This window comes from Azospirillum palustre, assembly GCF_002573965.1.
GTDB classification, from domain to species: Bacteria; Pseudomonadota; Alphaproteobacteria; order Azospirillales; family Azospirillaceae; genus Azospirillum; species Azospirillum palustre.
Genome location: NZ_PDKW01000043.1, coordinates 2,067,672 through 2,093,717, shown reverse-complemented (window position 1 = coordinate 2,093,717; position 26,046 = coordinate 2,067,672). Strand labels below are relative to the sequence as shown.

Below are 26,046 nucleotides of genomic sequence, written 5' to 3'. Positions count from 1 at the left end.
GTCAGCCGGCCGCCAGCACGGCGCGGGCGGCGGCGGCATCCTGCACGATCTGGTCCTTCAGCGCATCGAAGCTGGGGAACTTCATCTCCGGCCGCAGGAAGTCGATCATCTGGACGCGCAGATGCAAATCGTACAGGTCGAGATCGACATCGAACAGATGGGCCTCCAGTCGGGCGACCGTGCCGTCCACCGTGGGGCGGGCGCCGAGATTGGCGACACCCGGCAGCCAGACCGTCTCGCCGGCGCGGTCGATGCCGGCGCGCACCGCATAGACGCCGAAGGCCGGGCGCAGATACTCGCCCAGCTCGATGTTGGCGGTGGGGAAGCCGATGGTGCGGCCGCGCTGGTCGCCATGGACGACGCGCCCCTCGATCTCCCACGGATGGCCAAGCACATGGGCGGCCTCGCGCGGCCGGCCGGCGGTCAGCGCGTCGCGCACGCGGGTGGAGGAATAGATGCCACCCTGTTCGTCGGAGACCGGCCCGACCTCGGTCACGCCGAAGCCCTGGGCGCGTCCGGCTTGCAGCAGGAAGGCGGGGTCGCCCGACCGCTTGTGCCCGAACAGGAAGTCGTAGCCGCAGACGACATGCCGCACGCCCAGCCCGCCGACCAGGATTTCGTCGACGAAGGCCTGCGCGGTCTTGTGGCGGAAGCCGTCGTCGAAATGGCAGACGATCAGCTGGTCGACGCCCAGCGCCTCGATGTGGCGGGTCTTGACGCGGAACGGCGTCAGGCGAAAGGGCGGGTCGTCGGGACGGAAGACGCTGCGCGGGTGCGGTTCGAAGGTGACGACGGCGGACGGCGCCCCCAGTTCCGCGGCAAGGCGCTGGGCGGTGCCGATGACCGTCTGATGCCCGCGATGGACGCCGTCGAAATTGCCGAGCGCCACGACGGCGCCCCGCTCTTCGGCCGGCAGGTCGGCGGTGTGTCTGTACAGTCGCATGCGCGCCCCGGTGCTGTGGGCGGACCCCGGCGGGTCCGCTTGCTCGGGCGTCTATATAGACCGACGCCGGCGCGGGGTAAACGCGCCGGCGTGTTTTGCGCTCGCAAGCAGGGCGATTGGCCGTATGCGATCAGCCGCGGGACGGAACCATCAGCAGCGCTTCGCCTTCGACCACCACGGTCTCGCCGACGGTGCACACCGTCTTGATGACGCAGCGGCGCTTTTCCGGGATCAGCTCGGTGATGGTGGCGCGGGCGGTGACGGTGTCGCCGGCGCGGACCGGCGCCTTGAACTTCAGGGTCTGGCTCATGTAGATGCAGCCCGGCCCCGGCAGCTTGGTGCCCAGAACGGCCGAGATGAAGCCGACCGTCAGCATGCCGTGGGCGATGCGGCCCTGGAACATGGTGGTGGCGGCATATTCCTGGTTGATGTGAACCGGGTTGGTGTCGCCGGAAATTCCCGCGAACAGGACGATGTCGGCCTCCGTCACCGTCTTGGCGAAGCTGGCCGTCATGCCGACGGACAGGTCTTCGATGCAGTAGCCCTCGGTATCCTTGCGGACCTGACGCACGTCGTCCATCGCAGCAATTCCTCTTTCTCTCGGTGCCTGTTCCGGCATCTGACGCGTGGGCGCCGTGCCGTTCGCTGCAATGCGTCGTGTGCACCGCAGCGATGGGAATGGCACCACGTCTCCTCCAAAAATGCAAAAAAATCTCTAACGTCCCGTACAAGTCGGCGAGGAGGCCGGCCGCTCCGTCCGGCAGGCTTTGCCGCAATGGAAGCCGGCATGTCGGTAAGGGATTACTTACCAGCCGAGGTATTTCAGGAGAAATCGCGGCGGATCATGGGCTTATCGCAAAAGCTTGGGCCGCTCCGGCCGATATGGCGCCATGGGTGCGACTGTTTTGCCACCGGCTGGGGTGCCGATGGAGAAGTCCCGTTCTTTTCAACGGTTTGACCGTATGGTGACTGTTGGTTCGGCGATGCAATAAAAATGGGGCGGCGGGCGCGGCGAATCGGAAGCCCTTTTCGCCGCGCCGCAGCATTACTTGCCGGAGCCGGAGTGCGACACTGTGTCGCTTCTGCTCCCGCCGGAATTTCCGCTGTTCCGGTTGCCGTCGCCCTGGGCAACCTGGTTGCCGGGGGTCAGCTGGTCGACCTTCTCCTCCACCTTTTCGCGGGCGGTGTCGGTCGGCTGTTCCGACGGCTTGACCTCGACCTTCACCGGGGCGGTGCCGTCCTCGATCATGTCCAGCTTCCGGGCGGCGGAGCGCGACAGGTCGATCACGCGGCCGTCGACATAGGGGCCGCGGTCGTTGACGATGACGTCGACGCTCTTGCCGTTGTCCTGATTGGTGACGGTGGCCTTGGCGCCCAGCGGCAGGGTGCGCGAGGCGGCGGTCGGCTTGTTCTGGTTCATCGTTTCGCCGCTCGCCGTGGTGCGGCCGTGGAACTTCTGGCTGTAGAAGGACGCTTCCCCCTTGTGGACGAGGATCTCCTCGCCATCCTCATGCTCTACATGCACGGGCGGAACCTTGGCCCTCCCATTCGCCAGCACCGGGACGGCAGTCCCGCTCAGGGTCGCGGCGGTCAGCGCCAGGACGATGATGCGTGTTGTCTTCATCGGTACACCTCCAACGGCGGACCAACGCCATTCAAGGAAAAGAGTTCCCTCGCAGGGTTGAGACAAGACATCGCCACTATTTCTGGTTTCTAATATCTTGACGAATTCGGAGTGGGTTGCCCCTGGGGCTGCCCTTCCGGTCAGCAACACAACGGTCAGGGGAGAAAGCATGGCCGACGATGCCGCCTGGACTGCATCCGAATTTGCGGCGGATCACATCTCCAATGGTGCTTCCGCCCCGGCTGAGATGCGTCATGTGGCGATGCCCGATGGGGTTCGGCTGCGCGTCGCCGTCTGGCCGGTGCCGGAGCGGGCTCGCGGCACGGCGCTGGTGCTGACCGGCCGGGCGGAGTTCATCGAGAAATATGCCGAAACCGCGGAGGCGCTGACCGCCCGCGGCTTCCGCGTCGTGGCGTTCGACTGGCGCAACCAGGGCCTGTCCGACCGGCCCTTGCCCAACCGGCAGATTCATCACCTGACCGATTTCGCGACGCTGGTGGACGATCTCGACGAAATCCATCGGCAGGTCGTGGCGCCGGTCGCGGCGGAGACGGGCGGCCCGGTGATCGTGCTGGCCCATTCGATGGGCGGGCTGGTGGCGACGCTGGCGCTGGCTCGCCATGCCGACGACGATCCGGACCGTTACGCCGCCGTTCTGCTGGTGGCGCCGATGTACGCCATCCACAGCGGACCGCTGCCGCGCTGGCTGGTGCGGGTGCTGGCCAGCCTCGGGCTAGCCTGTGGCTGGGGGGCCCGCTATGCGCTGGGGCAGGGCGATTACGACCCGGCGGAGGGGCGCTTCGGTCCGGACAACAAGATCACGACCGACCCGCGGCGCTACGCCGCCTTTCACACCCCCTATGCCGAGCGGCCGGAACTGCGCGTCGGCGGTGTCAGCTTCGCCTGGGTCGCCGCCGCCCTGGATGCGGAGGATGCGCTGCGCCACGTCCTGCCGCTGGAACGGGTGCGCACGCCGGTGCTGCTGCTGAGCGCGCCGGAGGACCGGGTGGTGCGGGCGGAAGCCCACGGCATGGTGGCCGCCCGGCTCGGCAACGCCCATCTCGTCGGCTATCCCGGCGCGCGGCACGAGCTGCTGATGGAAGGCGACGCCGTCCGCGATCGGGTGTGGGCGGACATCGACGCCTTTCTCGACAGGACCCTCGGCACCGGGGCCGAGCACAAGACACTTGCGCCGGCCGGCGGCTCTGTCGTCGGATAGGCGCCTTCAGGACCAAAGGTGCCCAGCAGCATGACCGATTTCTGGACGGCGTCCGGTTTCCACCTGTTGACCCGCGACGCCGACAACCATCTGGCGGTGACGCCCGATTTCCTGCGCGCCTACCTGCTCCGGCCCGAGATGCGCCCGCCGGAGGAGGCCTGCGACGCCGAGCGTACGCTGCACGCCGCCCTGCTGGACGATCCGGCGCGCGTCGTGCCGGCGCCGCTGATCGACGCTATCGCCGATGCGGACGCACGGGAGAATTTCCAGGTCTGGCTGGCCTTCCGCGACCGGCTGCTCGCCGCCGGGACGCTGGAGGGCTGCTACATCCGCCTGTTCCGCGAGGGTGCCCGCGGCGTGCCCGGCCTGTTCATCGACCAGCTGGTCCACGCCATCCTGCGCGGCATCCTCGACGAAACGCCGTCCGGTCTGCGGGCGCGGGCGGGGGAGCTGTTCTTCCGCGAGCAGACGGTGTCGGTGGAGGATGGCCGCGTCCGTGTCGCCGATGCCGAGATCGTGGAGACGATGGCGGCGTCCGGCGGCTTCGGCTCGCTCGGCCGTCTCGTCGTGGAGGCCGGCACGGCTCCGCGCAGCGTCGAGCTGGACATCCTGGACGAGACCAACCACCCGCTCTACTGGGGCCGCGACGGCCGGCACGACACGGTGCTGGACATCACCTTCGCCGCCGCCGGGCTGGACGCGCTGGCCCGCGTGCTGGAGGCCTGGGTCGGGCATTTCCTCGGCGTGACCGTCAGCATCCAGCCGGTGCAGAACATCCGCGACGACCGTTGGGTCTGGCATGTCGGGCTGGACAGCGCCGCCACCGCGATCCTCAACGACCTGTACAATGGGGTCGAGGTGGGGGAGGAGCGGCTGGCCCGCATCCTCGCTTTGTTCCGCCTGGACTTTGCCGATCCCGCCGTCATGCGCCCCGACCTCGCCGGCCGGCCGGTCTATCTGGGGCTGGCGATGACGGAAGCGCGGCGGCTGAAGCTGAAGCCGCAGAATTTGCTGGTCAACCTGCCGCTGGCCTCGGTGGCGTGAGAGGGGTTTGAGGGGGGCCTTGGCTCCCCTCAATCGCCCAGCAGGGCCCCGACCGGCTTCAGCGGCTCGTGCGCGTCGAACAGGATCTTCAGGATCGCCAGGATCGGCACAGCCAGCAGCGCGCCCGGGATACCCCACAGCCAGCCCCAGAACAGGATCGACACGAACACCGCGATGGGGTTCAGCGACAGCCGGCGGCCGACGATCATCGGGGTGAGGAAATTGCCCTCGATCGTCGTCAGCGCCACGAAGGACAGCGGCGGCAGGATGATGGTGCCGAGGCTGTCGAATGTCAGGACCGACACCAGGAAGAGCACGCCGGTCATCACCGCCGGGCCGATGAAGGGGATGTAGTTGGCCAGCGCCACCATCACCCCCCACAGCGCCGGATTGGGCAGCCCCCACAGCCACATCACCAGCCCGGTCGCCAGACCCAGGATCGCGTTGATGACGGTGATGGTCAGCAGATAGGCGGCGATGTTCTGCTGCAGCGTCGCCGCGACCATCGCGTAATGCACGCGGTCGTCGACGTTGCGCATCGTGCCGATCAGCGCCTCCAGCGAATGCCGGCCGCGGGCGAGGAAGAAGTAGAGCAGCACCAGCAGGATCACGACATTGGCCAGCACCGTTTCGACCTGGCTGACCGCCTGCTCCATCAGCGTCGGACCGCGCACCACCACCTCGCGCACCGGTCCGGACGGGTTGCCGGTCTCCTTGGCGATCTGCTCGATCTGGCGCGAGGCTTCCCGGGCGCGGTCGATGCCGGCACGGATGTCGCCCAGCTTGAACTCCAACTCGTGCATGACCCGGGGCATGCGGTTGACCCACTCCGCCGCCGGGCCCGACAGGGTGTAGACCGCCAGCAGCACGCCGCCGAACAGCGATACCACCATGATGGCGGCGCCGATGCCCTCCGGCACGCGGACGCGGTAGAGGGCGCGGACCAGCGGCCGCAGCAGGAAACTCAGGATCAGCGCCAGCATGATCGGCAGCAGAACGTCGCGCCCGAAATACAGCGCGAACAGCACGGCGATGACGAACAGGCCGACGGTGGCGATGGTTTGCGGATTGCGGCGATGACCGGGCGGGGGCAGGGGCTCGGTCGCCGGTTCCGGCGTGCCGGGGAGCGGCGCCTCCGGCGCGGGGGGATGCGCAGGGGGAATCGAGGCGAACTGGCTGCGGTCTGTCATCGCGGTGGCCGGACCTCCGAAGGTGGGCGCTTGACGGTGGCGCCCGATCCTCCGATCTAGGGGAGTGTTTTGCCGGACCGCGCGGCCCGCGGTCCCCGCCCGTCCTTGCCGGAGACCCAGTCGCGATGCGCAGCCCGTTTCCCCTGATGAACGTTTCCGCCGGCCTTTTGGTTCTGGGCCTGTTGACTGCCGGGCTGACGCTGCCGTCACCGGCGGCGGCAGACGACGTGATCGGCCGCTTCTCCAACGACTGGACCGGCAACGGCCTGCAGGTCCAGGCGATCGAGGACCCCAAGGTGAAGGGCATTACCTGCCATCTGGTCGATTTCGACCGCAGCCTGATCGACCGGCTGAGCAAGGGCAACTGGTTCGAGGACCCGTCCAACGCCTCCATCGCCTGCCGCCAGACCGGGGCGGTCACCGTCGGCGACATCGACCTGTCGCAGAAGGGGGAGGAGGTCTTCTCCGAACGGAAAAGCCTGATCTTCAAGTCGATCGCCATCCGCCGCATCTATGACCGGCCGAACGACACGCTGGTTTATGTGGTTTACAGCCGACAGGTGAAGGACGCCTCGGCGAAGACCTCGATCTCCACCGTGCCGCTGTTCAGCGCGAATGCGACCTGGACGAAGGGCAAGCCGGCCGTGAAGTGAGTGGTTTCCGGCGACTTGGCAGGGCTCTGATCCGGGAGCAACATTGACACGGATGTCACGGATTTAGACACGGATTACACGGATTTTTTCTGATCTTGCGGACGCCACTGCTTGTCTTGGAAGCCTGAGGTTTGGGACGCCATATCCGTGTAATCCGTGCTCCAATCCGTGTAATCCGTGTCAGTCTTGCCGGCCTCCGCAGGACGCAGCAAGGATCGACCAGCCTCACCCGAGGATCCGCCCCAGCCGCACGGCCGTCTGGCCGGATTTCACGCGGCGGGCGGGCATGATGAGAACGCAGTCGTCGTAAGGGGTCTTGATCGCGCGGGCGTCGTCCCAGCCGATGACGGTGCCGGCGCGGCCGATCACCTCCATCCCGACGAAGGGGGCGGTGAAGCGGAAGCGCTCGCTGGCGGCGGTGATGGCCTCGGTGACCTCGACCACCCGCTGCGGATCGGTTCGCGGGCGCATGCGCGGGCCGTTCGCCGGCTGGTCTATCATCTCCAGCCCGAGAAGCAGGCGCAGGCAGCTTTCCAGCGCCACCGTCGCGGTCTCCGTCCGCCAATGCTGGCCGCATTCGGTCAGGATGGCGGTGTGCGACCCCTCGGGCTTGGCGAAGTTGCCGTAATCGATCAGCCTTTTGCCCCCGGCATGACCGCCGTCCGCCACCACCCAGGCCGGATAGCCGAGGCCGAGCGCCAGATCGCGCCCGCGCGTGGTCCGTCCGCACAGGGTCAGCGGTGCCGTGTCCGCCGTCATCGAATGGAGATCGAGAAGCAGGTCCGCCGATTCATAGACCGGCCGCAGGGCACGGGCGCGCCGAAGTTCGATGCTGTCGCGCCGGCCGTCGAGATGCTCCGGCGACCACAGCCGGTTGAAATCCTCGTCCAGATAGCGCGACGCGTAGGGGTTCTGGCGGTCGAAGGTGGCGTAGGCCGCGGTGTTGGCGAAGACGAAGGTCAGCCGCCCGCGCGTCGGCCGCAATCCCATGCGCAGCAGGGCGTCCAGCGCTATGGCGCCGCACAGCTCGTTGCCGTGGACGAGCGCGTTCAGCACCACATGCGGCCCGGGCTCTGCCGCCGACAGGCTGGTGACGTGGTCGATGCCGGTGTTGCCGCGCCGGTAGGGCGCGATGTCCGGCGGCGCGAGTTCTACGGGGGCGAAGAGCGGGTCGGTCAAGCGGCAAGCTCGCCAGCGGTGGGCGCTCCGAACAGTATGGCGAACCAAGCGACTCCACGCCAGTGCGGGCCGGTGCGCCGCCGCGGTTTTTTTGGCTGATGCGCCTGGCGCAATGTTGCGGCGGCATGGCAGCATCATGACGAATGGCCGTCGACTGCGGGTTGACGCATGGGTTATAGGATCCGCCGGATCGATAAGGGCGGCGGTGGACGTTGCGGCAATTGAACTGGCGGTTGCTCCACGCGGACTATCCGGTTGGGGGCTATCTGATTAGGGATTGTCTGGTCGGGACCGGTCGATGAGCTTCGTGATCGATGACGTTCTGGTCCGCAACGATCCGGTCGGCCGGCGCCTTCCGGTGCTGTTCGATTCGCCGCACAGCGGCAGCGTCTATCCCGACGATTTCCGGGTGATCTGCCCGCATCCGCTGCTGCGCCAAGCCGAGGACACCCATGTCGAGGAGCTGTTCGCCACGGCACCCGACCATGGCGCCACCCTGCTGTGCGCGCTGTTCCCGCGGACCTGCATAGACGTGAACCGCGCCGTCGACGACATCGACCCGGCGATGATCGACGGCGACCTGCCGCTGCGGCTGCGTCCGACACCGCGCAGCACGCTGGGCATGGGGCTGATCCGGGCCATGCTGCGGCCGGGCGTGCCGCTCTATGACGGGAAGCTGCCGGCGTCGGTGGTTGCCGACCGCATCGACCGTTATTACCGCCCCTACCACGCCCAGATGCGGATGGCGCTGGATGGTCTGGCGGAGCGGTTCGGGGCAGCGTGGCACGTCAACTGCCATTCCATGCCGTCGTCGCTGCGGCCGGACGGGCGCGATCCGCTGGCGGTGGATTTCGTCATCGGCGACCGCGACGGCACCACCAGCGAGCCGGGTTTCGTCCGGCTGGTGGCGGACACCCTGCGTGGCCTCGGCCATCGGGTGGCGATCAACGATCCCTACAAGGGCGTGGAACTGCTGGCGCGCTATGGCGAGCCGGCGCGCGGCCGCCATTCGATCCAATTGGAGATCAACCGGCGCCTCTACATGAACGAGGAGACGCTGGAGCGTCATGACGGCTTCGTCCGGTTGAAGGGCGACATCGACACGCTGATACGGCGCATCGCCGACTATGCCGGCCAGCGCGTCCTGCACCGCGCAGCGGAGTGAGAGCCCCGCCGGGATCGGCTCGGCGGGGCTGCGAAGACCGTTTTAGGCCTTTTCCACTCAGGCCCCTTGCATTCAGGACTGCGTGACCTGCTGGCGCGCGATGTCCAGGAAATGCGCCATCTGCTTTTCGACACGGTGGTCGGAGATGTCGACCCCGCGGGCATGCAGGTCGGCGCTCAGCTTGTCCCGGATGTCGTGCGGGCCGGGGGTTGCGATGTCGGTGTCCACGATCTGGCGGGCATAGGCCTCGGCGTCGGCACCGGACAGCCCCATCAGGTCGGCGGCCCATTCGCCGGCCAGCCGGTCGCGCCGGGCGCGGATGCGGAAGAGCAGGTCCTCGTCGTGCTGGAACTTGTTCTCGAAGGCCTTTTCGCGGTCGTCGAAGGTCGTCATGGGGACCCAGGCTCCTTTATTGGTTTCGCTCCCTTATATGAGGATAATATAGCCCGAAGGCGGCTGTCGTCACTGTCCCGCCGCGTCGCACCCGCGGATATTCTGCGGGGCCTCCCCGGATGGCGGGATACCCCCAAGCGACATCCAAGGCTGTCACCGCCGAATACCGAAGACGCCGAAGACCGGCATCCCCAGAGATGCAACCCCCAGAGATGCACCCCCCCACAGACGCAACCGAAGACAGGGCAAGGCATGTGCAGTGTGATCCTCCTGCGGCGACCCGATGCAACATGGCCGCTGGTCGTCGCCGGGAACCGTGACGAGATGGTGGGGCGCCCCTGGCTCCCGCCGGCCCGCCACTGGCCCGACCGCCCCAACGTGGTCGCCGGGCTGGACGAGCTGGCGGGCGGCTCCTGGATGGGGCTGAACGACGAGGGGGTGGTGGCGGTCATCCTCAACCGCTTCGGCACGCTGGGGCCGGAGGCTGGCAAGCGGTCGCGCGGCGAACTGGTGCTGGATGCGCTCGACCATGCCGACGCCGCCGATGCGGCGCGCAGCTTCGCCGACCTCGACATCCGCGCCTATCGCCCGTTCAATCTGGTGATCGCCGACAACCGCGACGCTTTCCTGGTCGTCCACCGCGGCGCCAACCCGCGCCACCGGCCGGAGGTGTCGTCGATTCCCGCCGGCGTCCACATGCTGACCGCCTTCGAGCTGGACGACCCGCAGGACCCGCGCAGCGCCTTCTACCGCCCGCTGTTCGAGCATGCCATTCCGCCGACCCTCGACGCGCTCGATGCGGAGACCTTCACCTGGGGCGGCTGGCCGGAGCTGATGGGCAGCCGCATCTGGGAGGGCACGCCGGACGAGCGCGGCGCCATGGATTTCCTGCTGCCCAGCGGCTTCGGAACCTCGTCCAGCTCGTTGCTGGCAGTGCCGCAGGTGGAGCGTCCCGACCTGAATCCGATCTGGCACTTCGCCCCCGGCCGGCCGCATGCGGTGGACTATGCGCCGGTGGAGCTGTGAAAGGGGTTCGATTGCTGGGTCGGTTGCGTGCCGTCGGGCAAGATTGACACGGATGTCACGGATTTAAACACGGATTACACGGATTTTCCTGAGCTTGCCGAGATCTCGGCCTTTCCGAAAGCCATGAGCTCGGAACGCCACATCCGTGAAATCCGTGTTCGCATCCGTGAAATCCGTGGAGATCTTGTCCCACGCCGCTGCACCCCACAGGATCCGCGACTGCACAATCCTGCCCTCCAGCCCCCGTCGTTGTGTTCGCGCACCCGGCTTGCTATATCACTCAGGCACATTCCTGGGCCGGCAAGCTCGCTTGACCGGTCCTTACGTATTTGGACGAAGACGCGATGACACGACGCCGGCGCATCTACGAAGGCAAGGCCAAGGTACTCTTCGAAGGGCCGGAGCCGGGCACCCTGGTGCAGTACTTCAAGGACGATGCCACCGCCTTCAACAACCAGAAGAAGGGCGTCATCACCGGCAAGGGGGTGCTGAACAACCGCATCTCCGAGTATCTGATGAGCCGTCTGTCCGAGATCGGCGTGCCCACGCACTTCATGCGCCGCCTGAACATGCGCGAGCAGCTGGTGCGCGAGGTGGAGATCATCCCGATCGAGGTCGTCGTCCGCAACGTCGCCGCCGGCAGCCTGTCGCGCCGCTTCGGGATTCCCGAAGGCACGCCGCTGCCGCGGTCGATCATCGAATACTACTACAAGTCGGACGAGCTGAACCACCCGATGGTCTCGGAGGAGCACATCACCGCCTTCGGCTGGGCGGCTCCTCAGGATCTCGATGACATGGTCGCGCTCAGCTTGCGCGTGAACGATTATCTGTCCGGCCTCTTCCTCGGCATCGGGCTCAAGCTGGTCGACTTCAAGCTGGAGTTCGGCCGGCTGTGGGAGAACGAGGAGATGCGGATCGTCCTGGCGGACGAGATCAGCCCCGACAACTGCCGCCTGTGGGACGTCAAGACCAACGAGAAGCTGGACAAGGACCGGTTCCGCCAGGATCTGGGCCGTGTCGAGGAAGCCTATCAGGAGGTCGCGCGGCGCCTCGGCATCCTGCCGGAAGGCGGCCCGAGCGACGTCAAGGGTCCCAAGACGATCCAGTGACCGCCATTCAGTAACCACCCCTCCACCCAACACCGTAAAGCGAGCGGACATCCGATGAAGGCCAAGGTTCACGTCACCCTCAAGCGCGGCGTTCTCGACCCCCAGGGCAAGGCCATTGCGCACGCGCTGCACACGCTGGGCTTCGACGGCGTCGAGGACGTCCGCGCCGGCAAGGTGATCGAGCTGCAGCTCAAGAGCACCGACGAGGCGACCGCCCGCAAAGAGGTCGAGGCGATGTGCAGCAAGCTGCTCGCCAACACCGTGATCGAGGACTACGCCATCGAGCTGGTGGCCTGATCCGCCGTCAGCCTCGATTGAGCGGTTTGCTGGAGTGGAGCGCGGCAGATGAGCGTTGAACATCTGGCCGCGCTCGACCCCATTTTCGCCGAATGCCTGCGCGTCGGCGGTCCGGTGATCCGCGACTTCACCCGGCCGACCGGCTTCGTCGGCCTGCTGCGCATGGTGATGGAGCAGCAGCTCTCCACCACGGTGGCGCTGGCGCTCTGGGCCAAGCTGCGGGACCGGCTGGGCGGCACCGTCACCCCCGACGCCATCCTGGCGCTCGACGACGACAGCTTGCGCGCCTGCGGGTTCTCCCGCCAGAAGATCGGCTACGCCCGCGGCCTTGCCGAGGCGGTGGCGAGTGGCCGGCTCGATTTCAACATCATCCATGACCTGCCCGACGAGGAGGCGATTGCCCAACTCGTCGCGCTGAAAGGCATCGGGCGCTGGAGTGCGGAGGTCTATCTGATGACCACGCTCGGCCGGCCGGACATCTGGCCCATCGGCGACCTGGCGATCCAGCTGGGCGTCCAGCGGCTGAAGTGCTGGGCGGACAAGCCGAATGCCAGGCAGCTGATCGAGGTGGCGGAGCCGTGGCGGCCCCATCGCTCGCTGGCGGCGCGGCTGGTCTGGCACCATTACGTGGCGTTGCAGGAGCAGGCGCGGGCGGCGCGGGGCCTGCCGCCGTCCCGGTGATCGGAAAGTGATCGGAAACCCTCACCCTGCCAGCACCGGCAACCGCCACCCCGTCAGCGTGATCTCCACCGGCAGCCGCGCCAGCACGTCGCCATCGCCCTGCACCGCGTCGGCGAACAGCCCGTCGCCGGCCGGCCCCTCGATCCGCACGCGCCTGGCCGTCACCACCCGATAGTCCGGAAAGCGCGACAGCCGCCCGGCGGTGACGCCCCAGACATAGCGCAGCGCGTTCAGCCGCCCGCCGCGCGGGAACAGGCAGACATGCAGCTCCGGCTCCGTCAGCCGCGCATCGGGCGCGCAGATGAAGCGGCCGCCGTAGAAATGCCCCTTGGCGACGATGACCGACGCCAGTTCCTGTGCCTCCCCGTCGTCCAGAGTGACCCGATAGCGGTGATCGGGCCGCGTCGCCAGCTGCACCAGCGTCTCGGCGACATAGGCGCCCTTGCCGATCAGCCGCTTCACCCTGGGGTCGACCCGCTCCACCACCCGCGCGTCCAGCCCGACCCCGGCCATCAGCGAGAACACCCGCCCGTTCGCCTGGGCCGGCCAGATCATCGTCAGCCGCCCGCCGGCAATCGCCGTCGCGATGCGCTCCGCATCCATCGTCAGGCCCAGTTCGGCCGCCAGCACATTGGCGGTGCCCATCGGCACGATGCCGAGCGGCAGCGGCCGGCCCGCCTCGGCATGGGCGGCCAGCCCGTTGATGACCTCGTTGATGGTGCCGTCGCCGCCGGCCGCCACCACCGCATCCACATCGGCGGGATCGGCCGCGCGGGCGAACTCTTCCGCATCGCCGCGCCTGCCGGTCGGCCTGACGGTGACGCCGATGCCGTGCGCCTCCAGCCGGGCGACCACCGCGCGAAGCCGCCGTGCCCGCCGGCCGCCGGCGGTCGGGTTGTGGATCATCAGCAGCCGCCGCACGTCGATGGCCGCATCCTCGCCGCTGCCCGTGCCAACCGCCGGGCTTTCGCCCACCAGAACCGTGTCGCGCACCGATTCGCTCTCCTCGACCGGCGCCAGAGGCGCCTTCTGTTGCAGAACAGTGAAGGGCTTGCGGCGGTTCCATTACAGTAAAACTGCGACGGTATGACGATAGCCCAAATCTTTGTGTCGAATAGGTGCGGCTGTTTCAAATCGTTGTCAAGGCATGCCTCTTTCCTTTATACGGCAGTTGTCTTGATGGCCATCGGCCATGGCGACGACGGAGCGGAAGATGGACGCCGTCCCAGCGGTCAAGCGTTACCGCAGCATTTGGATATCCGACGTTCATCTTGGAACGCGCGGCTGTCAGGCGGAACTGCTTCTCGATTTCCTGAAGCACACCGAATCGGATCACCTGTTCCTGGTCGGCGACATCGTCGATGGCTGGCGGCTGAAGAAAAGCTGGCACTGGCCGCAGGCCCACAACGACGTTGTGCAGAAGATCATGCGCCGCGCCCGCAAGGGGGTGGAGGTCTATTACATCCCCGGCAACCACGACGAGGCGGCGCGCGATTATGTCGGGCTGCAATTCGGCGGCGTGCATGTGGTGGATGAATGGGTCCACACCACCGCCGACGGCCGCCGCCTGCTGATCACCCACGGCGACAAGTTCGACGCGGTTGTGCGCTACGCCAAGTGGCTGGCCCTGCTCGGCGACCACGCCTACGTCACGCTGCTGCACGTCAACACCCTGTTCAACTGGGTGCGCCGCAAGCTCGGCTTCAATTACTGGTCACTGTCGGCCTACCTGAAGCACAAGGCGAAGACAGCGGTCGAATTCATCGGCAAATACGAAGAAGCCCTGGGCGAGGAAGCCCGCCGCCGCAAGGTCGACGGTGTCGTCTGCGGCCACATCCACACCGCCGAGATGCGCGACATCGAAGGAATCCTCTATTGCAACGACGGCGATTGGGTCGAGTCCTGCACCGCCTTGGTCGAGCACGACAGTGGCGCGCTGGAAATCATCCACTGGACGGAGGTCATGGCGCAGCGGCTTGCCACCACCGGCCCCAGCAGCAGCCCCACCGGCGGCAAGATCAAGGCGAAGGAACTCACGGCGAAGGAACGGGAAGCGGCGTGAACATCCTGATCGTCAGCGATGCCTGGCACCCGCAGGTGAACGGCGTCGTGCGCACCATCGGCACCGTGCGCGGGGAGTTGGAGGCGATGGGCCACAGCGTCGAGGTGATCGGCCCCGACCGCTTCCGCACCCTGCCGATGCCGACATATCCGGAAATCCGGCTGGCGCTTGGGGCGAAGCGGCGCTTGTGGGCGATGATCGACGGCCTGCGGCCCGACTGCATCCACATCGCCACCGAAGGGCCGCTCGGCTTTGCCGCGCGCTCCTATTGCCTGAAGCATGGCAAGCCCTTCACCACCGCCTACCACACCCGCTTTCCCGAATATGTGCGCGACCGCGCGCCGATCCCGCTGGCGCTGTCCTATGCGGTGGTGCGCCGCTTCCACAAGCCGTCCTCGGCGGTGATGGTGGCGACCCAGACCATCGAGGACGCGCTGACGACCCGCGGCTTCGCCAACATCCGCCGCTGGACCCGCGGCGTCGACACCGAGCTGTTCCGGCCCCGCGACAAGGACTTCCTCGATCTGCCGCGTCCGGTGTCGATGTATGTCGGGCGCGTGGCGGTGGAAAAGAACCTGGAGGATTTCCTGCGTCTTGACCTGCCCGGCACCAAGGTGGTGGTGGGCGACGGCCCGGCGCGGGAGGAGTTGCAGCGCAAGTATCCGGCCGTCCATTGGGTCGGCGCCAAGCATGGCGAGGATCTGGCGAGGCATTACGCCGCCGCCGACGTCTTCGTCTTCCCGTCCCGCACCGACACCTTCGGGCTGGTGCTGCTGGAGGCGCTGGCATCCGGCGTGCCGGTGGCGGCCTATCCGGTGCCCGGACCGCTGGACGTGGTGAACGGCTCCGGCGCCGGCTGCCTGGACGAGGATCTGAAACGCGCGGTCGAAGGGGCGCTGGCGATCCCGGCGCAGACCTGCCGCGACTATGCGCTGGGCTATTCCTGGCGCCGCTCGGCCGAACAGTTCCTGTCGAACCTGCGGCCGTTTGCCTGAACGGGGTGTGTGGCGGTCAGGGGGCTGCGTCGCACCGGCCCCTGTTACGGAACCGTTGCCGCGTGCTAAGGTGCCGCCGGGCGCGTCGCCGGTGGTCCGTATCAGGGGTGCCGGCAACGCGCCCGTTGTCGTACGTTTCCTGTTCCGGACCTTGATGCTGCATTCCCTCTACCGTGGCCTGACGACCGTTGCCGGGCCGGCGGTGCGCCTCTATCTCGACCGGCGCCGTGCCGCCGGCAAGGAAGACCCCGTGCGCCAGGCGGAGCGGTTCGGCGTGGCATCGCAAGCCCGGCCGGCCGGTCCGCTGGTCTGGATCCACGCGGCCAGCGTGGGGGAGGCGAACTCGGTCCTCGTGCTGGTTGGCCGGCTGCTGGACGGCGCGTCCGACCTGACCGTGCTGATGACCACCGGCACCGTCACCTCGGCCGAGCTGATGGGCCGGCGGCTTCCGCAGCGCGCGATCCACCAGTATGTGCCGGTCGATCTGCCGGGGGCGGTCGAGCGTTTCCTCGACCATTGGCGGCCCGACGCGGTGCTGTGGACGGAATCGGAGATCTGGCCGAACCTGCTGGCCGGCATCCGCGCCCGCTCCATCCCGGCGGCGCTGGTCAATGCCCGCATGTCCGAACGCAGCTTTTCGCGCTGGCGCAACGCGCCGGGGCTGATCGGCGGCCTGCTGTCGACCTTCCAGGTCACGCTGGCCCAGACCGAAGGCGATGCGGAACGGCTGCGCCGGCTCGGCGCTTCCGGCGTCGCCAGCGTCGGCAACCTGAAATTCTCCGCCGAGCCTCCCCCCGCCGTCGCCGATTCGATGGAGCCGCTGCGGGCATCCCTGGCCGGCCGGCCGGTCTGGCTGCTCGCCAGCTCTCACCCCGGAGAGGATGAAATCGCCGCGGCGGTCCATGCCGCGCTGGCCCCGCTGCTGCCCGGCCTGCTGACGGTGATCGCCCCGCGCCATGCCCATCGCGGCGACGCCATCGCGGAGCTGATGCGGGCGCGCGGCCTGCCGGTTCTTCAACGGACCTCCGGGCATCTCCTGCCGGGGCCCGAGCATGCCGTCTATGTCGCCGACACCATGGGCGAGCTTGGGCTGTTCTACCGTGCGGCACCGGTGGTGTGCATGGGCGGGTCCTTCATCCCCCATGGCGGACAGAACCCGGTGGAGCCGGCGCAGCTCGGCTGTGCCGTTCTGTATGGCCCGCACATGTTCAATTTCGGCGAGATCACCCACATGCTGGAGGCTGCCGGCGGCGCCCTGCCGGTGGCGGATGGCGAGGCGCTGACCCGCGAGGCGCGCCGGCTGCTGACCGATGACCGGGCGCGCGAGCGCATCGTCGCGGGTGCGGCACGGGTGACCGCGGACAACCGGCGGATCATCGACCGGGCGCTGGCGGCGCTGGCTCCGGTGCTGGGCGCGGCCGGCATCCGGACGGCTGCCTGAGGGGACGCGCCGCCGTGAAGACCCCCGCCTTCTGGTACCGGCCGCCCGGCCTCGCCTCCACCCTGCTGGCTCCGCTGGGGGCGCTCTATGGGCTGGCCGGGCGGCGGCGCATCGCCGGGACCGTTCCGCGCCGGGTCGGCGTTCCGGTGGTCTGCGTCGGCAATCTGGTGGCGGGCGGCGCCGGCAAGACGCCGGTCGGGCTGGCCGTGATCGCGGCCTTGCAGGCCCGCGGCGTCGCCGCCCATGCGCTGACCCGCGGCCATGGCGGGCGGGAGGCCGGTCCGCTGGCGGTCGATCCCGGCCGCCACGCCGCCGCCGATGTCGGTGACGAGGCGCTGCTGCTGGCCGGGGCGGCGCCCTGCTGGGTGGCGCGCGACCGGCTGGCCGGGGCGGAGCGCGCGGTTGCCGCCGGTGCCGGGGCAATCGTCATGGATGACGGGTTCCAGAACCCGGCCCTGCACAAGGATCTGTCGCTGATCGTGGCCGATGGTGCGGTCGGCTTCGGCAACGGCCGGCTGGTGCCGGCGGGGCCGCTGCGGGAACGGGTGGCCGACGGCCTCGCCCGCGCCGATGCGCTGGTGATCCTGGGCGAGGACCGCCACGGCCTTGCCGCGCTGGCCGGCGGACGCCCGGTGCTGGCGGCCCGGCTGGAGCCCGATCCGGAGGCCGCCGCGCGTCTGGTTGGCCGCGACGTGCTGGCCTTCGCCGGCATCGGCCGGCCGGAGAAATTCTTCGCGACGCTGGAGGCGCTCGGCGCCCGCATCGCGGAGCGCGTGCCCTTCGCCGACCACCATCCCTACCGCCCGGCCGAGGTGGCGGCGCTGATCGACCGCGCCGCGGCGCTGGGCGCCTTGCCCGTCACCACTGCCAAGGACGCCGTCCGCCTGCCGCCGGAGTTGCGGGCGAAGATCGCCGTCCTGCCGGTGTCGGTGCGCTGGGCGGACGAGAGCGCGCTCGCCGCGTTGCTGACTCCTGTTTCGCTGAAAGGAAGCCCCGATGGCCAAGCCGCGTAGCCCGTTGCAGAAATGGCTGACGCGCCGGATCGGCTACCCGGTGGAGGGAATGCTGGTCCACGGCATCTGCCGGCTGTTCCGGGCGCTGCCGCTCGACCGCGCGTCGGCGCTCGGCGGCTGGATCGGACGGACGGTGGGGCCGTGGCTGCCCAACAGCGGCCGTGCCCGGCGCAATCTGACCCGCGCCTTTCCGGAGAAGGGCAGGGCGGAGATCGAGGCGATCGTTCGCGGGATGTGGGACAATCTCGGCCGCACCATCGCCGAATACCCGCATCTGGAGCAGATCGGCCGTGAGCGGGTCGAGGTGGTCGGCGCGGAACACGTCGACAGGCTGCGCGAGGACGGCAAGGCCGGCATCATCGTTACCGGCCATCTGGCGAACTGGGAGGTGCAGCCGGTCGCCGCCCGCCTGCATGGGCTGGAGGTCGGTGCGGTTTACCGCGCCCCAAACAACCCGATCGTCGCCGAGCTGCTGCTGAAGCTGCGCGGAGTGGCGTCGGGACCCCAGATCCCCAAGGGACCGGACGGCGCGCGCATGCTGCTGCGCCATCTGACCAGGGGCGGCCATGTCGGCATGCTGATCGACCAGAAGATGAACGACGGCATCCCGGTGCCCTTCTTCGGCCGCGACGCGATGACCGCTCCGGCGGCGGCCGTCCTGGGCATCAAGCTGAACCTGCCGCTTTGCCCCACACGGACCGAGCGGCTGGAGGGTGCCAATTTCCGCCTCACCGTCCTGCCGCCGGAGGAATACCCGACCAGCGGCGACCGCAATGCGGATGCGCGAATTCTTATGGAAAGGCTGAACCGTCTGTTGGAGGATTGGATCCGCGACAAGCCGGCGCAATGGCTGTGGATCCACCGCCGCTGGCCCGACTGAGCACCCCAAGCCCCCTGCCTGAGCCCGCTCGATCAAGCCTCTTGCCCGAAGGCCCGTCCCGCGATGACCCTGCCGCTCGACCTCCATCTGCTGCAACTCTATATGGTCGCCGTCTGTGTGCTGGTCCTGGCACCGGGACCGGATTCGCTTCTGGTGCTGACCCGCAGCATCGCCGATGGCCGGCAGGCGGGCGTGGTGGCCACCATCGGGATCTGCGTCGGCAACACCGTGCATTCGCTGCTGGCCGCCGCCGGCATCTCCGCCCTGATCGCGGCGTCGGCGTCGCTGTTCGACCTGCTGCGCTATGCCGGCGGCACCTATCTCGCCTGGATCGGCCTGCGGTCGCTGTGGAGCGTCTGGGCCAGCCGCGGTGCCGAGCCCGCCCCGTCCATCGAGGCCCCGGCCCCGGCGGGCACGGGCCGCGTCTTCGTCCAGGCGCTGCTGACCAACCTGCTGAATCCGAAGATCATACTGTTCCAGTTGGCCTTCGTGCCCCAGTTCATCGCCCCCGAGCTGGGTCATGTGGCGTTGCAGACCTTCATCCTCGGCAACATCATCTCGGTGCTGGGCGGTCTCTATCTGGTCGGCATCGCCGCGCTCAGTGCCGGCGCCGCGCGGCGCGTCCTGTCCAGCCCGCGCGTCCGCACGGCGCTGGACGGCATCGCCGGCGTGCTGTTCCTGGGGTTCGCGGTGCGGCTGCTGCTGACCGACCGCAAGTTCGCGTGAGAAGGCCGGTGAGGGCCCTGGTCAGCGCTCCCCGGCGTCCTCACCACAGATCGTCCTCGTCCTCCGCCCCGGTGTCGACGTCGAAGGTTGCCGTCTGCCGCACCACCGGGTGGCTGTCCTTCCATTCGTCGAAATCCGACACCAGCGCCGGACGGATGCCGAGCGCCAGCACCGGGCAGCCGCCGCCGCGGCCGGCGTCCAGGCGGTAGAGCAGCTTCTTCATCCAGGTGGTGCTGGCACCGTACTTGTTCTGGAAGTTCTTCATCTCGACCCGCCGCGCCACCTCGGTGAACAGCGGGATCAACTCGGCGCTGCGGGTCAGCAGGACGCCGGCATTGACGATGCCGCATTCGTAGAAAGTGCGGGCGGCGTAGAGGTCGCGGTCGAAGGTCTGGTCCTTGCTGTTCCATTCCAGGTCGAAGGACACCCGCCCCTTCACGAAGTCGATCTTGTGCCCGTCGATGAAGCCGTTGACCTTGTACAGCTCCTCGCGCTGGCGCTGTTCGGTGACGGTCTGGCCGCGGTTCTTGCCGGCGACGCGGCGCTTCTCCTCGTGCGTCACGATCATCTTGGTGATGAACAGGTCGCCGCGGATGCGCGTCTCGTTCCAGCCCAGCGGGTTCAGCATCCGCTCCATCGTCTTGGCGATCTGCGATTTGTTGCCGCCGGACGCCACGATGTCCTCGGTGCGGATGCGGAATTCCATCAGCCGTTCGGTGATCTCGCGGAACTCGGCCGTGCAGGCATGGGCCAGGATGCGCGCGGCGTTGCGGTAGCTGTGCACCTCGTACAGGTCGAGAAAGCCGGGCGGGAACAGGTCGCCCAGGTCGGGATCCCGCGCCTCGATCAGCGGGGCCTTGTCGTGGATGCAGGCAAGCAGGTTCATGACGGCACATGCGCGATGGAAAACGGCGCCACCATGGCGGCTGCCGCCGGGCAAATCCACCGTTTCCGCCCGATGGCCACCCGATGGCGGCCGGAGGGGGGCCGACTGGCGGTCATTCCCCGACCTATGCTAAGGTCGCCAGCGCTTTGGGCTGCGCGTCGGGGTGGAAAAAGCGCGGCAAGTTCGCCGGGGGACCGTGATGAGCGACGAATTCCTGTTCGCGGAAGAGGAGCCCGCCGTCGAGGCGGTTGCCGAGGCTGCGGAGCCGGTCGAACCCTGGCTGATCCTGATCGTCGACGACGACCCGGCCATCCATGCCACCACCAAGATGGTGCTGCGCGGCTTCACCTTCGAAGGACGCCCGGCGCAGTTCCTGTCGGCCGCCACCGCGGCGGAGGCGCGCGGGGTGCTGCGCGACAACCCGGCCATCGCGGTGATCCTGCTGGACGTCGTGATGGAATCGGACGACGCCGGGCTGCGGCTGGTCCGCTACATCCGCAGCGAGCTGAGCAACCGCCGTGTGCGCATCATCCTGCGCACCGGCCAGCCGGGGCAGGCGCCGGAACGCGACGTCATCCTCAGCTACGACATCAACGACTACAAATCGAAGACCGAGCTGACGGCGCAGAAGCTGTTCACCTCCGTCGTCGCCGCGCTGCGCGGCTATCAGGACATCACCGCCATCGAGGATCACCGGGAGGGGCTGGAGCGCATCCTGGATTCCTCCTCCACCCTGCTGGGCAAGCGGACGATGGCGGAGTTCGTCCGCCATGCCGTGGCCCAGATCGTCGGCGTCTGTCCGCCCGCCAATGGGCCCACTTCGGGCGGGGGGGCGGGCGGGGTGGCGTTGGTCAGCCGCCTGTGCGACGGGCCGCGGCCGGCGGAGCCGCTGGTGCTGGGCGGTGCCGGCTGCCATGTCGGGATGGAAGGGATCCCGCTCTTCCTGGCGCTGCCGCCCGACGCGGCACAGGCGGTGATCGCGGCGCTGGCCGATGGCCGCAACCGCTATGAGCGCGGGCACAGCGTTCTGGTCTTCCGCTCCGCCACCCGCCGGCACGACACCGTGGTCTATCTCGGGCATGGTCGCGCCCTGACGGCCGACGAGCGGCGGCTGCTGGAAGTGTTCTGCGCCAAGGTCGCCATCGGTTTCGACAATGTCCACCTCTACGAGGAACTGACCGAGCTGAACCGCAGCCTGGAACGGCAGGTGGCGGAGCGCACGCAGGATCTGGTTGCGGCGCGCGTGGCGGCGGAGGCGGCGCGGTCGGAGGCGGAGGCGGCCAACCAGGCGAAGTCGCTGTTCCTGGCGACCATGAGCCACGAGATCCGCACGCCGATGAACGGCATCCAGGGCATGCTGGAACTGCTGGAGCACACCAGCCTGACCGGCGACCAGCGCGAGCTGGTCAGTGTGGTGCGGGAATCGGCCGGCGCCCTGCTGACCATCATCAACGACATCCTTGACTTCTCCAAGATCGAAGCCGGCCGGCTCGATCTGGAACGGGTGCCGGTGGCGCTCGCCAATGTGGTGGAGGGGGTGGCCGACACGCTGGCGCCGGGTGCCAGGGCCAAGGGGCTGTCGCTGGTCACCTACATCGACCCCGACCTGCCGGCGGAGGTCGTCGGCGATCCGGTCCGCATCCGGCAGGTGCTGTTCAACATCGCCGGCAATGCGGTGAAGTTCACCCAGTCCGGCTCGGTCACCGTGCGGGTGGAACTGGCGCATTTCGACGGCGACCGCGTCATCATCCGCGTCGCGGTGACGGACACCGGCATCGGCATCTCCAGGGAAAACCAGACCCGCCTGTTCCGTCCCTTCACCCAGGCGGAGGCTTCGACCACCCGCCGCTTCGGCGGCACCGGGCTGGGGCTGTCGATCTGCCGGCGCCTGGCCGAACTGATGGGCGGCGACATCGGCGTCAACAGCGAGGTCAATGTCGGCTCCACCTTCTGGTTCACCTTCGCCGCCGATCTGGTTGCGGTGGACGAGCTGGCCGTGACGCAGCGGGCCCCGCTGCAGGGGGTGACCGTCCTGCTCCTGGCGGCGGATGCGCAGGAGCGCGGCTTTCTCGCCCGCTACCTGAACGCCGACGGAGCCCAGGTGGTGGAGGCGGCCGACGCCGCCGCCGCCTTGCGCACCCTGCTGCCGACCGCCGCCTGCGATGTGCTGGTCTCGACGCTCGGCAGCGACACCGCGGCGCTGGACCGCGACCCGCGCGGCCGGGTGCGCGGGCGCGTGGTGATCGGCGGCGACGCGCTGAGTTCCGGCGATGCGGCGGAACTGGGGGCCTCAGGGGCCGGCACGGTGGTGCTCGGCCGGCCGGTGCGCCGGGTCGGGCTGGTCCGCGCCGTCCTGGCCGCCGCCGGCCGGATGGCGGTGGGGGAGGGCGGGCGCGCCGACCGGCAACCCGCGCCGGAGCCCGCCGCCCCGGCCGCCGGCCGCCGCCGCCTGCCCACGGTGGAGGAGGCACGGGCACGGGGCCGGCTGATCCTGGTGGCGGAAGACCATCCGACCAATCGCCAGGTCATCCAGCGCCAGCTGACCCTGCTCGGCCATGTGATGGAGACGGCGGAGGACGGCGCCCAGGCGCTGGCCCTGTGGCGGGCCGGCGGCCACGGCCTGCTGCTGACCGACTGCCAGATGCCGGAGATGGACGGCATGGAACTGGCCCGCAGCATCCGCGCGGCAGAGGGGGAAAGCGGTGTTCGCCTGCCCATCGTCGCCATCACCGCCAACGCGACGGAGAACGAGGCCCAGCTTTGCCTTCTCGCGGGCATGGACGACACGCTGGCGAAACCGGTCAGCCTTGCCGACCTGCGCCGGGTGGTGGACCGTTTCCTGCCGCCGGCGGACGGCGAAACCGGGGAGGGGGAGGATTTGGACGATCCGTTGCAGAACAAGGAGCCGGCGACCGGCGGGTTGCAGCAACCGGAATCGCAGCCCTCGCCCCGGCCTACTCCCGCCCCCGCTCTTGCCATCGCCGACCTGCCGCCGCTCGACCTTGAGGCACTGACCGCGCTGTTCGACGGCGACAGCGAGTTCGTCCGGCATCTGCTTGGCGAGTTCGTGACATCCAACAGCGCCTCGCACCATTGGCTGGTCGACGCACTGGCCGGCGAGATCTGGGACGAGGTGCGGCAGGCCGCCCACAAGCTGGCGGGCTCCTCGCGCACCGTCGGCGCCCGCGACCTCGCCGCCGCCGCCGATGCGGTGGAGCTGGCGGTGATCGACCACCGGCTGGACGGCATCGCCGACATGGTCGCCCGCGTCGGCGTGGAGCTGGAGCGGGTCGTCGCCCACATCGAGACGGTCTGAGTCCGCACCCGCCGGGGCTGTAGCGAAACCGACATGCGCGTCCCCTTGTCGCCTTTGCGACACGGGGAGGGCGCTTTCCGACTTTTGAAAATCTCCAGTGTTTCCCGTGGCTTGGCCGGTCTCTGCCGGCTGGCACGCTGCTTGCTGTCTGGGGTGTATCCCGGCCCGGTGCCGGCCCCAAACCCACATGCGCGTCACAGCGAGAGCGGAAGCCAAGGAGAACGGGATGCACATCGTCGTCTGTATCAAACAGGTGCCCGACAGCGCCCAGATCCGCATCCATCCCGTCACCAACACCATCATGCGGCAGGGCGTGCCCGCCATCATCAACCCCTTCGATCTGTTCTCGCTCGAAGAGGCGCTGCGGCTGAAGGACAAGGTGGGCGCCCGCGTCACCGTGCTGACCATGGGGCCGCCGATGGCGGAGACCTCGCTGCGCAAGGCGCTGTCGCTCGGGGCCGACGATGCGGTGCTGCTGACCGATCGCAAGTTCGCGGGATCCGACACGCTGGCGACCTCCTACGCCCTGACCTCGGCCATCCAGAAGCTGGCGGAGGAGGATCCGGTCGACATCGTCTTCTGCGGCAAGCAGACGGTGGACGGCGACACCGCCCAGGTCGGCCCCGGCATCGCCACCCGGCTCGGCTTCGAACAGCTGACCTACATCACCAAGATCGAGGATCTGGACATCGCGTCCAAGGAGATCGTGGTGCAGCGCCGCTCCGAAGGCGGCGTGCAGGTGCTCAAGACCAAGCTGCCCTGCATGATCACCATGCTGGAGGGGACCAACACCATCCGCTTCGGCAAGATGGACGATCTGTTCCGCGCCGCCCGCTACGAGCTGAAGACCTGGAGCCGCGACTTCACCGGCGCCGAGGAGGGCCGCGTCGGCCTGAAGGGCTCGCCGACCGTGGTGTCGAAGGTGTTCGTGCCGAAGCCGCGGGCGGAGAAGGCGAAGATGATCGTCGCCGATGCCGATACCCCCGACGCGATGGCCGCCGCCGCCATCGACGCCATCTTCGCCGCCCAGCCCAAGCTGGCCGGCGACCTGCTCGCCCGCGCCGCGGCCGGGCTTTGACGATCCATCCGCGGGAGACCCGACGATGAGCGAACCGAGCAAGCCCCAGGGCCGCAAGTTCCAGCTTCCCGAACACCTGAAGGTTTACCAGAACGTCTGGGTGATCGTGGAGCAGGAGCGCGGCATCGTCCACTCCGTGTCGCTGGAGTTGCTGGGCGAAGCCCGCAAGCTGGCCGACAAGCTGGGGGTGGAGGTCGGCGCCGTGGTGCTGGGTGCCGAAAGCCCCGACCTGAACCGCATCTGCGGCGACGCCATCAGCTATGGCGCCGACATCGTCTACAAGGTGACCGACCCGGCGCTGACCGACTACCGCACCGACCCCTATTGCCGCGTGATGACCGACGTGGTGAACACGCACAAGCCGGAGATCGTGCTGCTGGGCGCCACCACGCTGGGCCGCGATCTGGCCGGCGCCATCGCCACCACGCTGGCGACCGGCCTGACCGCCGACTGCACCGAGCTGGACATCTACGCCGACAACCGCTCGCTGGCCGCCACCCGGCCGACCTTCGGCGGCACGCTGCTCTGCACCATCCAGACGCTGGCCTACCGGCCGCAGATGGCCACCGTCCGTCCGCGCGTGATGGCGATGCCGGAGCGCGACGACGCCCGCACCGGCCGCGTCATCGAAATCCAGCCGGATCTCCGCGAAGAGGACATCGTCACCAAGGTCCTGAACTTCATCGCCGACCGCGAGCAGAACGAGGCGCAGCTGGCCTTCGCCGACATCATCGTGTCGGCCGGCAAGGGGCTGGGCAAGGTCGAGAACATGAAGCTGGTCTTCGACCTCGCCAAGGTGCTGGGTGCCGAGGTCGGGGTGACCCGCCCGCTGGTCCAGGCCGGTTGGGCCGGCAACGACCGTCAGGTCGGGCAGACCGGCAAGACGGTGCGGCCGAAGCTCTACATCGCCGCCGGCATCTCCGGCGCCATCCAGCATCGGGTCGGCATGGAGAAGTCGGACCTGATCCTGGCGATCAACACCGATCCGAATGCGACGATCTTCGACTTCGCCCATCTGGGTCTGGTCGGCGACGCACTGAAGATCCTGCCGGCGCTGACCGATGCCTTCGGCCGCCGGCTCTCCGTAAACCGCATGGCCGGCTGACCGCCGGACGAGAAAGGAGCC

Annotated in this window: 25 protein-coding genes; 17 read left to right on the top strand and 8 right to left on the bottom strand. The window is 68.5% G+C overall.

The features are described 5' to 3' along the window. Position 1 precedes the first annotated feature (1 nt). The 3 genes from CRT60_RS32130 to CRT60_RS32120 form a co-directional block, all read right to left on the bottom strand. Positions 2 to 943: a bifunctional riboflavin kinase/FAD synthetase gene (locus tag CRT60_RS32130; protein WP_098740462.1), complete on the bottom strand. Its 942-nt coding sequence runs from the start codon at positions 941 to 943 to the stop codon at positions 2 to 4. Between the two features lie 130 nt (positions 944 to 1,073). After that, positions 1,074 to 1,523 carry a MaoC family dehydratase gene (locus tag CRT60_RS32125; RefSeq protein WP_012973248.1) on the bottom strand — a complete coding sequence of 150 codons (450 nt, stop codon included), beginning with the start codon at positions 1,521 to 1,523 and terminating at the stop codon, positions 1,074 to 1,076. 465 nt (positions 1,524 to 1,988) lie between these two features. Continuing rightward, complete coding sequence (locus CRT60_RS32120; protein ID WP_098740461.1) at positions 1,989 to 2,567, bottom strand: septal ring lytic transglycosylase RlpA family protein; 579 nt, start codon at positions 2,565 to 2,567, stop codon at positions 1,989 to 1,991. A 169-nt stretch (positions 2,568 to 2,736) separates the two neighbouring features. On the opposite strand from CRT60_RS32120, the gene CRT60_RS32115 reads away from it, so the two are divergent. Together CRT60_RS32115 and CRT60_RS32110 are read left to right on the top strand one after the other, a co-directional pair. Then, positions 2,737 to 3,786, top strand: coding sequence for an alpha/beta hydrolase (locus CRT60_RS32115; RefSeq protein ID WP_098740460.1), 1,050 nt, complete (start codon positions 2,737 to 2,739; stop codon positions 3,784 to 3,786). 30 nt (positions 3,787 to 3,816) lie between these two features. After that, on the top strand, positions 3,817 to 4,830 hold the full coding sequence (locus CRT60_RS32110) for a DUF6352 family protein (protein ID WP_098740459.1): 1,014 nt from the start codon (positions 3,817 to 3,819) through the stop codon (positions 4,828 to 4,830). 29 nt (positions 4,831 to 4,859) lie between these two features. Here the strand turns inward: CRT60_RS32110 and CRT60_RS32105 are convergent, their stop codons facing one another. Continuing rightward, entirely contained in the window at positions 4,860 to 6,020 is a 1,161-nt protein-coding gene (locus CRT60_RS32105; protein WP_244592869.1) for an AI-2E family transporter, read from the bottom strand. Between the two features lie 125 nt (positions 6,021 to 6,145). Between CRT60_RS32105 and CRT60_RS32100 the strand changes: the two genes are divergently transcribed. After that, a complete protein-coding gene (locus CRT60_RS32100; protein WP_098740458.1) occupies positions 6,146 to 6,673 on the top strand; it encodes a CreA family protein in 528 nt (175 codons plus the stop codon). A 225-nt stretch (positions 6,674 to 6,898) separates the two neighbouring features. Here CRT60_RS32100 and CRT60_RS32095 read toward each other — a convergent pair whose 3' ends face one another. Beyond that, complete coding sequence (locus CRT60_RS32095; RefSeq protein WP_098740457.1) at positions 6,899 to 7,852, bottom strand: M14 family metallopeptidase; 954 nt, start codon at positions 7,850 to 7,852, stop codon at positions 6,899 to 6,901. A gap of 298 nt (positions 7,853 to 8,150) precedes the next feature. Here CRT60_RS32095 and CRT60_RS32090 point away from each other — a divergent pair, with 298 nt between their 5' ends. Beyond that, complete coding sequence (locus CRT60_RS32090) at positions 8,151 to 9,017, top strand: N-formylglutamate amidohydrolase (protein WP_098740456.1); 867 nt, start codon at positions 8,151 to 8,153, stop codon at positions 9,015 to 9,017. 72 nt (positions 9,018 to 9,089) lie between these two features. On the opposite strand, the gene CRT60_RS32085 is transcribed toward CRT60_RS32090, so the two are convergent. After that, the gene (locus CRT60_RS32085) at positions 9,090 to 9,410 is read right to left on the bottom strand and encodes a DUF1476 domain-containing protein (RefSeq protein WP_098740455.1); all 321 of its coding nucleotides are present in this window, start codon (positions 9,408 to 9,410) and stop codon (positions 9,090 to 9,092) included. Positions 9,411 to 9,662: 252 nt separating this feature from the next. On the opposite strand from CRT60_RS32085, the gene CRT60_RS32080 reads away from it, so the two are divergent. The 4 genes from CRT60_RS32080 to CRT60_RS32065 all read left to right on the top strand — a co-directional run bounded on the left by CRT60_RS32080 (position 9,663) and on the right by CRT60_RS32065 (position 12,523). Beyond that, positions 9,663 to 10,436, top strand: a complete 774-nt coding sequence (locus CRT60_RS32080; RefSeq protein WP_098740454.1) for an NRDE family protein — start codon at positions 9,663 to 9,665, stop codon at positions 10,434 to 10,436. Between the two features lie 344 nt (positions 10,437 to 10,780). Further along, a complete protein-coding gene (gene purC, locus CRT60_RS32075) occupies positions 10,781 to 11,545 on the top strand; it encodes a phosphoribosylaminoimidazolesuccinocarboxamide synthase (protein WP_098740453.1) in 765 nt (254 codons plus the stop codon). A 54-nt stretch (positions 11,546 to 11,599) separates the two neighbouring features. After that, positions 11,600 to 11,842: a phosphoribosylformylglycinamidine synthase subunit PurS gene (gene purS / locus CRT60_RS32070; protein ID WP_014246942.1), complete on the top strand. Its 243-nt coding sequence runs from the start codon at positions 11,600 to 11,602 to the stop codon at positions 11,840 to 11,842. 48 nt (positions 11,843 to 11,890) lie between these two features. After that, entirely contained in the window at positions 11,891 to 12,523 is a 633-nt protein-coding gene (locus tag CRT60_RS32065; protein WP_098740452.1) for a DNA-3-methyladenine glycosylase family protein, read from the top strand. 21 nt (positions 12,524 to 12,544) lie between these two features. On the opposite strand, the gene CRT60_RS32060 is transcribed toward CRT60_RS32065, so the two are convergent. Further along, on the bottom strand, positions 12,545 to 13,516 hold the full coding sequence (locus CRT60_RS32060) for a diacylglycerol/lipid kinase family protein (protein WP_098740451.1): 972 nt from the start codon (positions 13,514 to 13,516) through the stop codon (positions 12,545 to 12,547). 220 nt (positions 13,517 to 13,736) lie between these two features. Between CRT60_RS32060 and CRT60_RS32055 the strand changes: the two genes are divergently transcribed. The 6 genes from CRT60_RS32055 to CRT60_RS32030 all read left to right on the top strand — a co-directional run bounded on the left by CRT60_RS32055 (position 13,737) and on the right by CRT60_RS32030 (position 19,640). After that, the gene (locus CRT60_RS32055; protein ID WP_098741137.1) at positions 13,737 to 14,585 is read left to right on the top strand and encodes a UDP-2,3-diacylglucosamine diphosphatase; all 849 of its coding nucleotides are present in this window, start codon (positions 13,737 to 13,739) and stop codon (positions 14,583 to 14,585) included. Next, positions 14,582 to 15,580, top strand: a complete 999-nt coding sequence (locus tag CRT60_RS32050; RefSeq protein ID WP_098740450.1) for a glycosyltransferase family 4 protein — start codon at positions 14,582 to 14,584, stop codon at positions 15,578 to 15,580. Before CRT60_RS32055 ends, CRT60_RS32050 begins: the two co-directional genes overlap by 4 nt. Before the next feature lie 154 nt (positions 15,581 to 15,734). Then, complete coding sequence (locus tag CRT60_RS32045; protein ID WP_098741136.1) at positions 15,735 to 17,021, top strand: 3-deoxy-D-manno-octulosonic acid transferase; 1,287 nt, start codon at positions 15,735 to 15,737, stop codon at positions 17,019 to 17,021. Positions 17,022 to 17,035: 14 nt separating this feature from the next. Next, entirely contained in the window at positions 17,036 to 18,034 is a 999-nt protein-coding gene (gene lpxK, locus CRT60_RS32040; RefSeq protein WP_098740449.1) for a tetraacyldisaccharide 4'-kinase, read from the top strand. Then, positions 18,018 to 18,914, top strand: a complete 897-nt coding sequence (locus CRT60_RS32035) for an LpxL/LpxP family acyltransferase (protein ID WP_098740448.1) — start codon at positions 18,018 to 18,020, stop codon at positions 18,912 to 18,914. The genes lpxK and CRT60_RS32035 overlap by 17 nt, the downstream gene beginning before the upstream one ends. A gap of 63 nt (positions 18,915 to 18,977) precedes the next feature. After that, positions 18,978 to 19,640 carry a LysE family translocator gene (locus tag CRT60_RS32030; RefSeq protein WP_098740447.1) on the top strand — a complete coding sequence of 221 codons (663 nt, stop codon included), beginning with the start codon at positions 18,978 to 18,980 and terminating at the stop codon, positions 19,638 to 19,640. A 40-nt stretch (positions 19,641 to 19,680) separates the two neighbouring features. Here the strand turns inward: CRT60_RS32030 and CRT60_RS32025 are convergent, their stop codons facing one another. Continuing rightward, positions 19,681 to 20,526: a BglII/BstYI family type II restriction endonuclease gene (locus CRT60_RS32025; protein ID WP_098741135.1), complete on the bottom strand. Its 846-nt coding sequence runs from the start codon at positions 20,524 to 20,526 to the stop codon at positions 19,681 to 19,683. Between the two features lie 199 nt (positions 20,527 to 20,725). Here CRT60_RS32025 and CRT60_RS32020 point away from each other — a divergent pair, with 199 nt between their 5' ends. The 3 genes from CRT60_RS32020 to CRT60_RS32010 all read left to right on the top strand — a co-directional run bounded on the left by CRT60_RS32020 (position 20,726) and on the right by CRT60_RS32010 (position 26,025). Then, entirely contained in the window at positions 20,726 to 23,842 is a 3,117-nt protein-coding gene (locus tag CRT60_RS32020) for a response regulator (protein ID WP_098740446.1), read from the top strand. A gap of 226 nt (positions 23,843 to 24,068) precedes the next feature. Next, on the top strand, positions 24,069 to 24,920 hold the full coding sequence (locus tag CRT60_RS32015) for an electron transfer flavoprotein subunit beta/FixA family protein (RefSeq protein ID WP_098740445.1): 852 nt from the start codon (positions 24,069 to 24,071) through the stop codon (positions 24,918 to 24,920). 25 nt (positions 24,921 to 24,945) lie between these two features. Then, positions 24,946 to 26,025: an electron transfer flavoprotein subunit alpha/FixB family protein gene (locus tag CRT60_RS32010; protein WP_098740444.1), complete on the top strand. Its 1,080-nt coding sequence runs from the start codon at positions 24,946 to 24,948 to the stop codon at positions 26,023 to 26,025. Positions 26,026 to 26,046 lie beyond the last annotated feature (21 nt).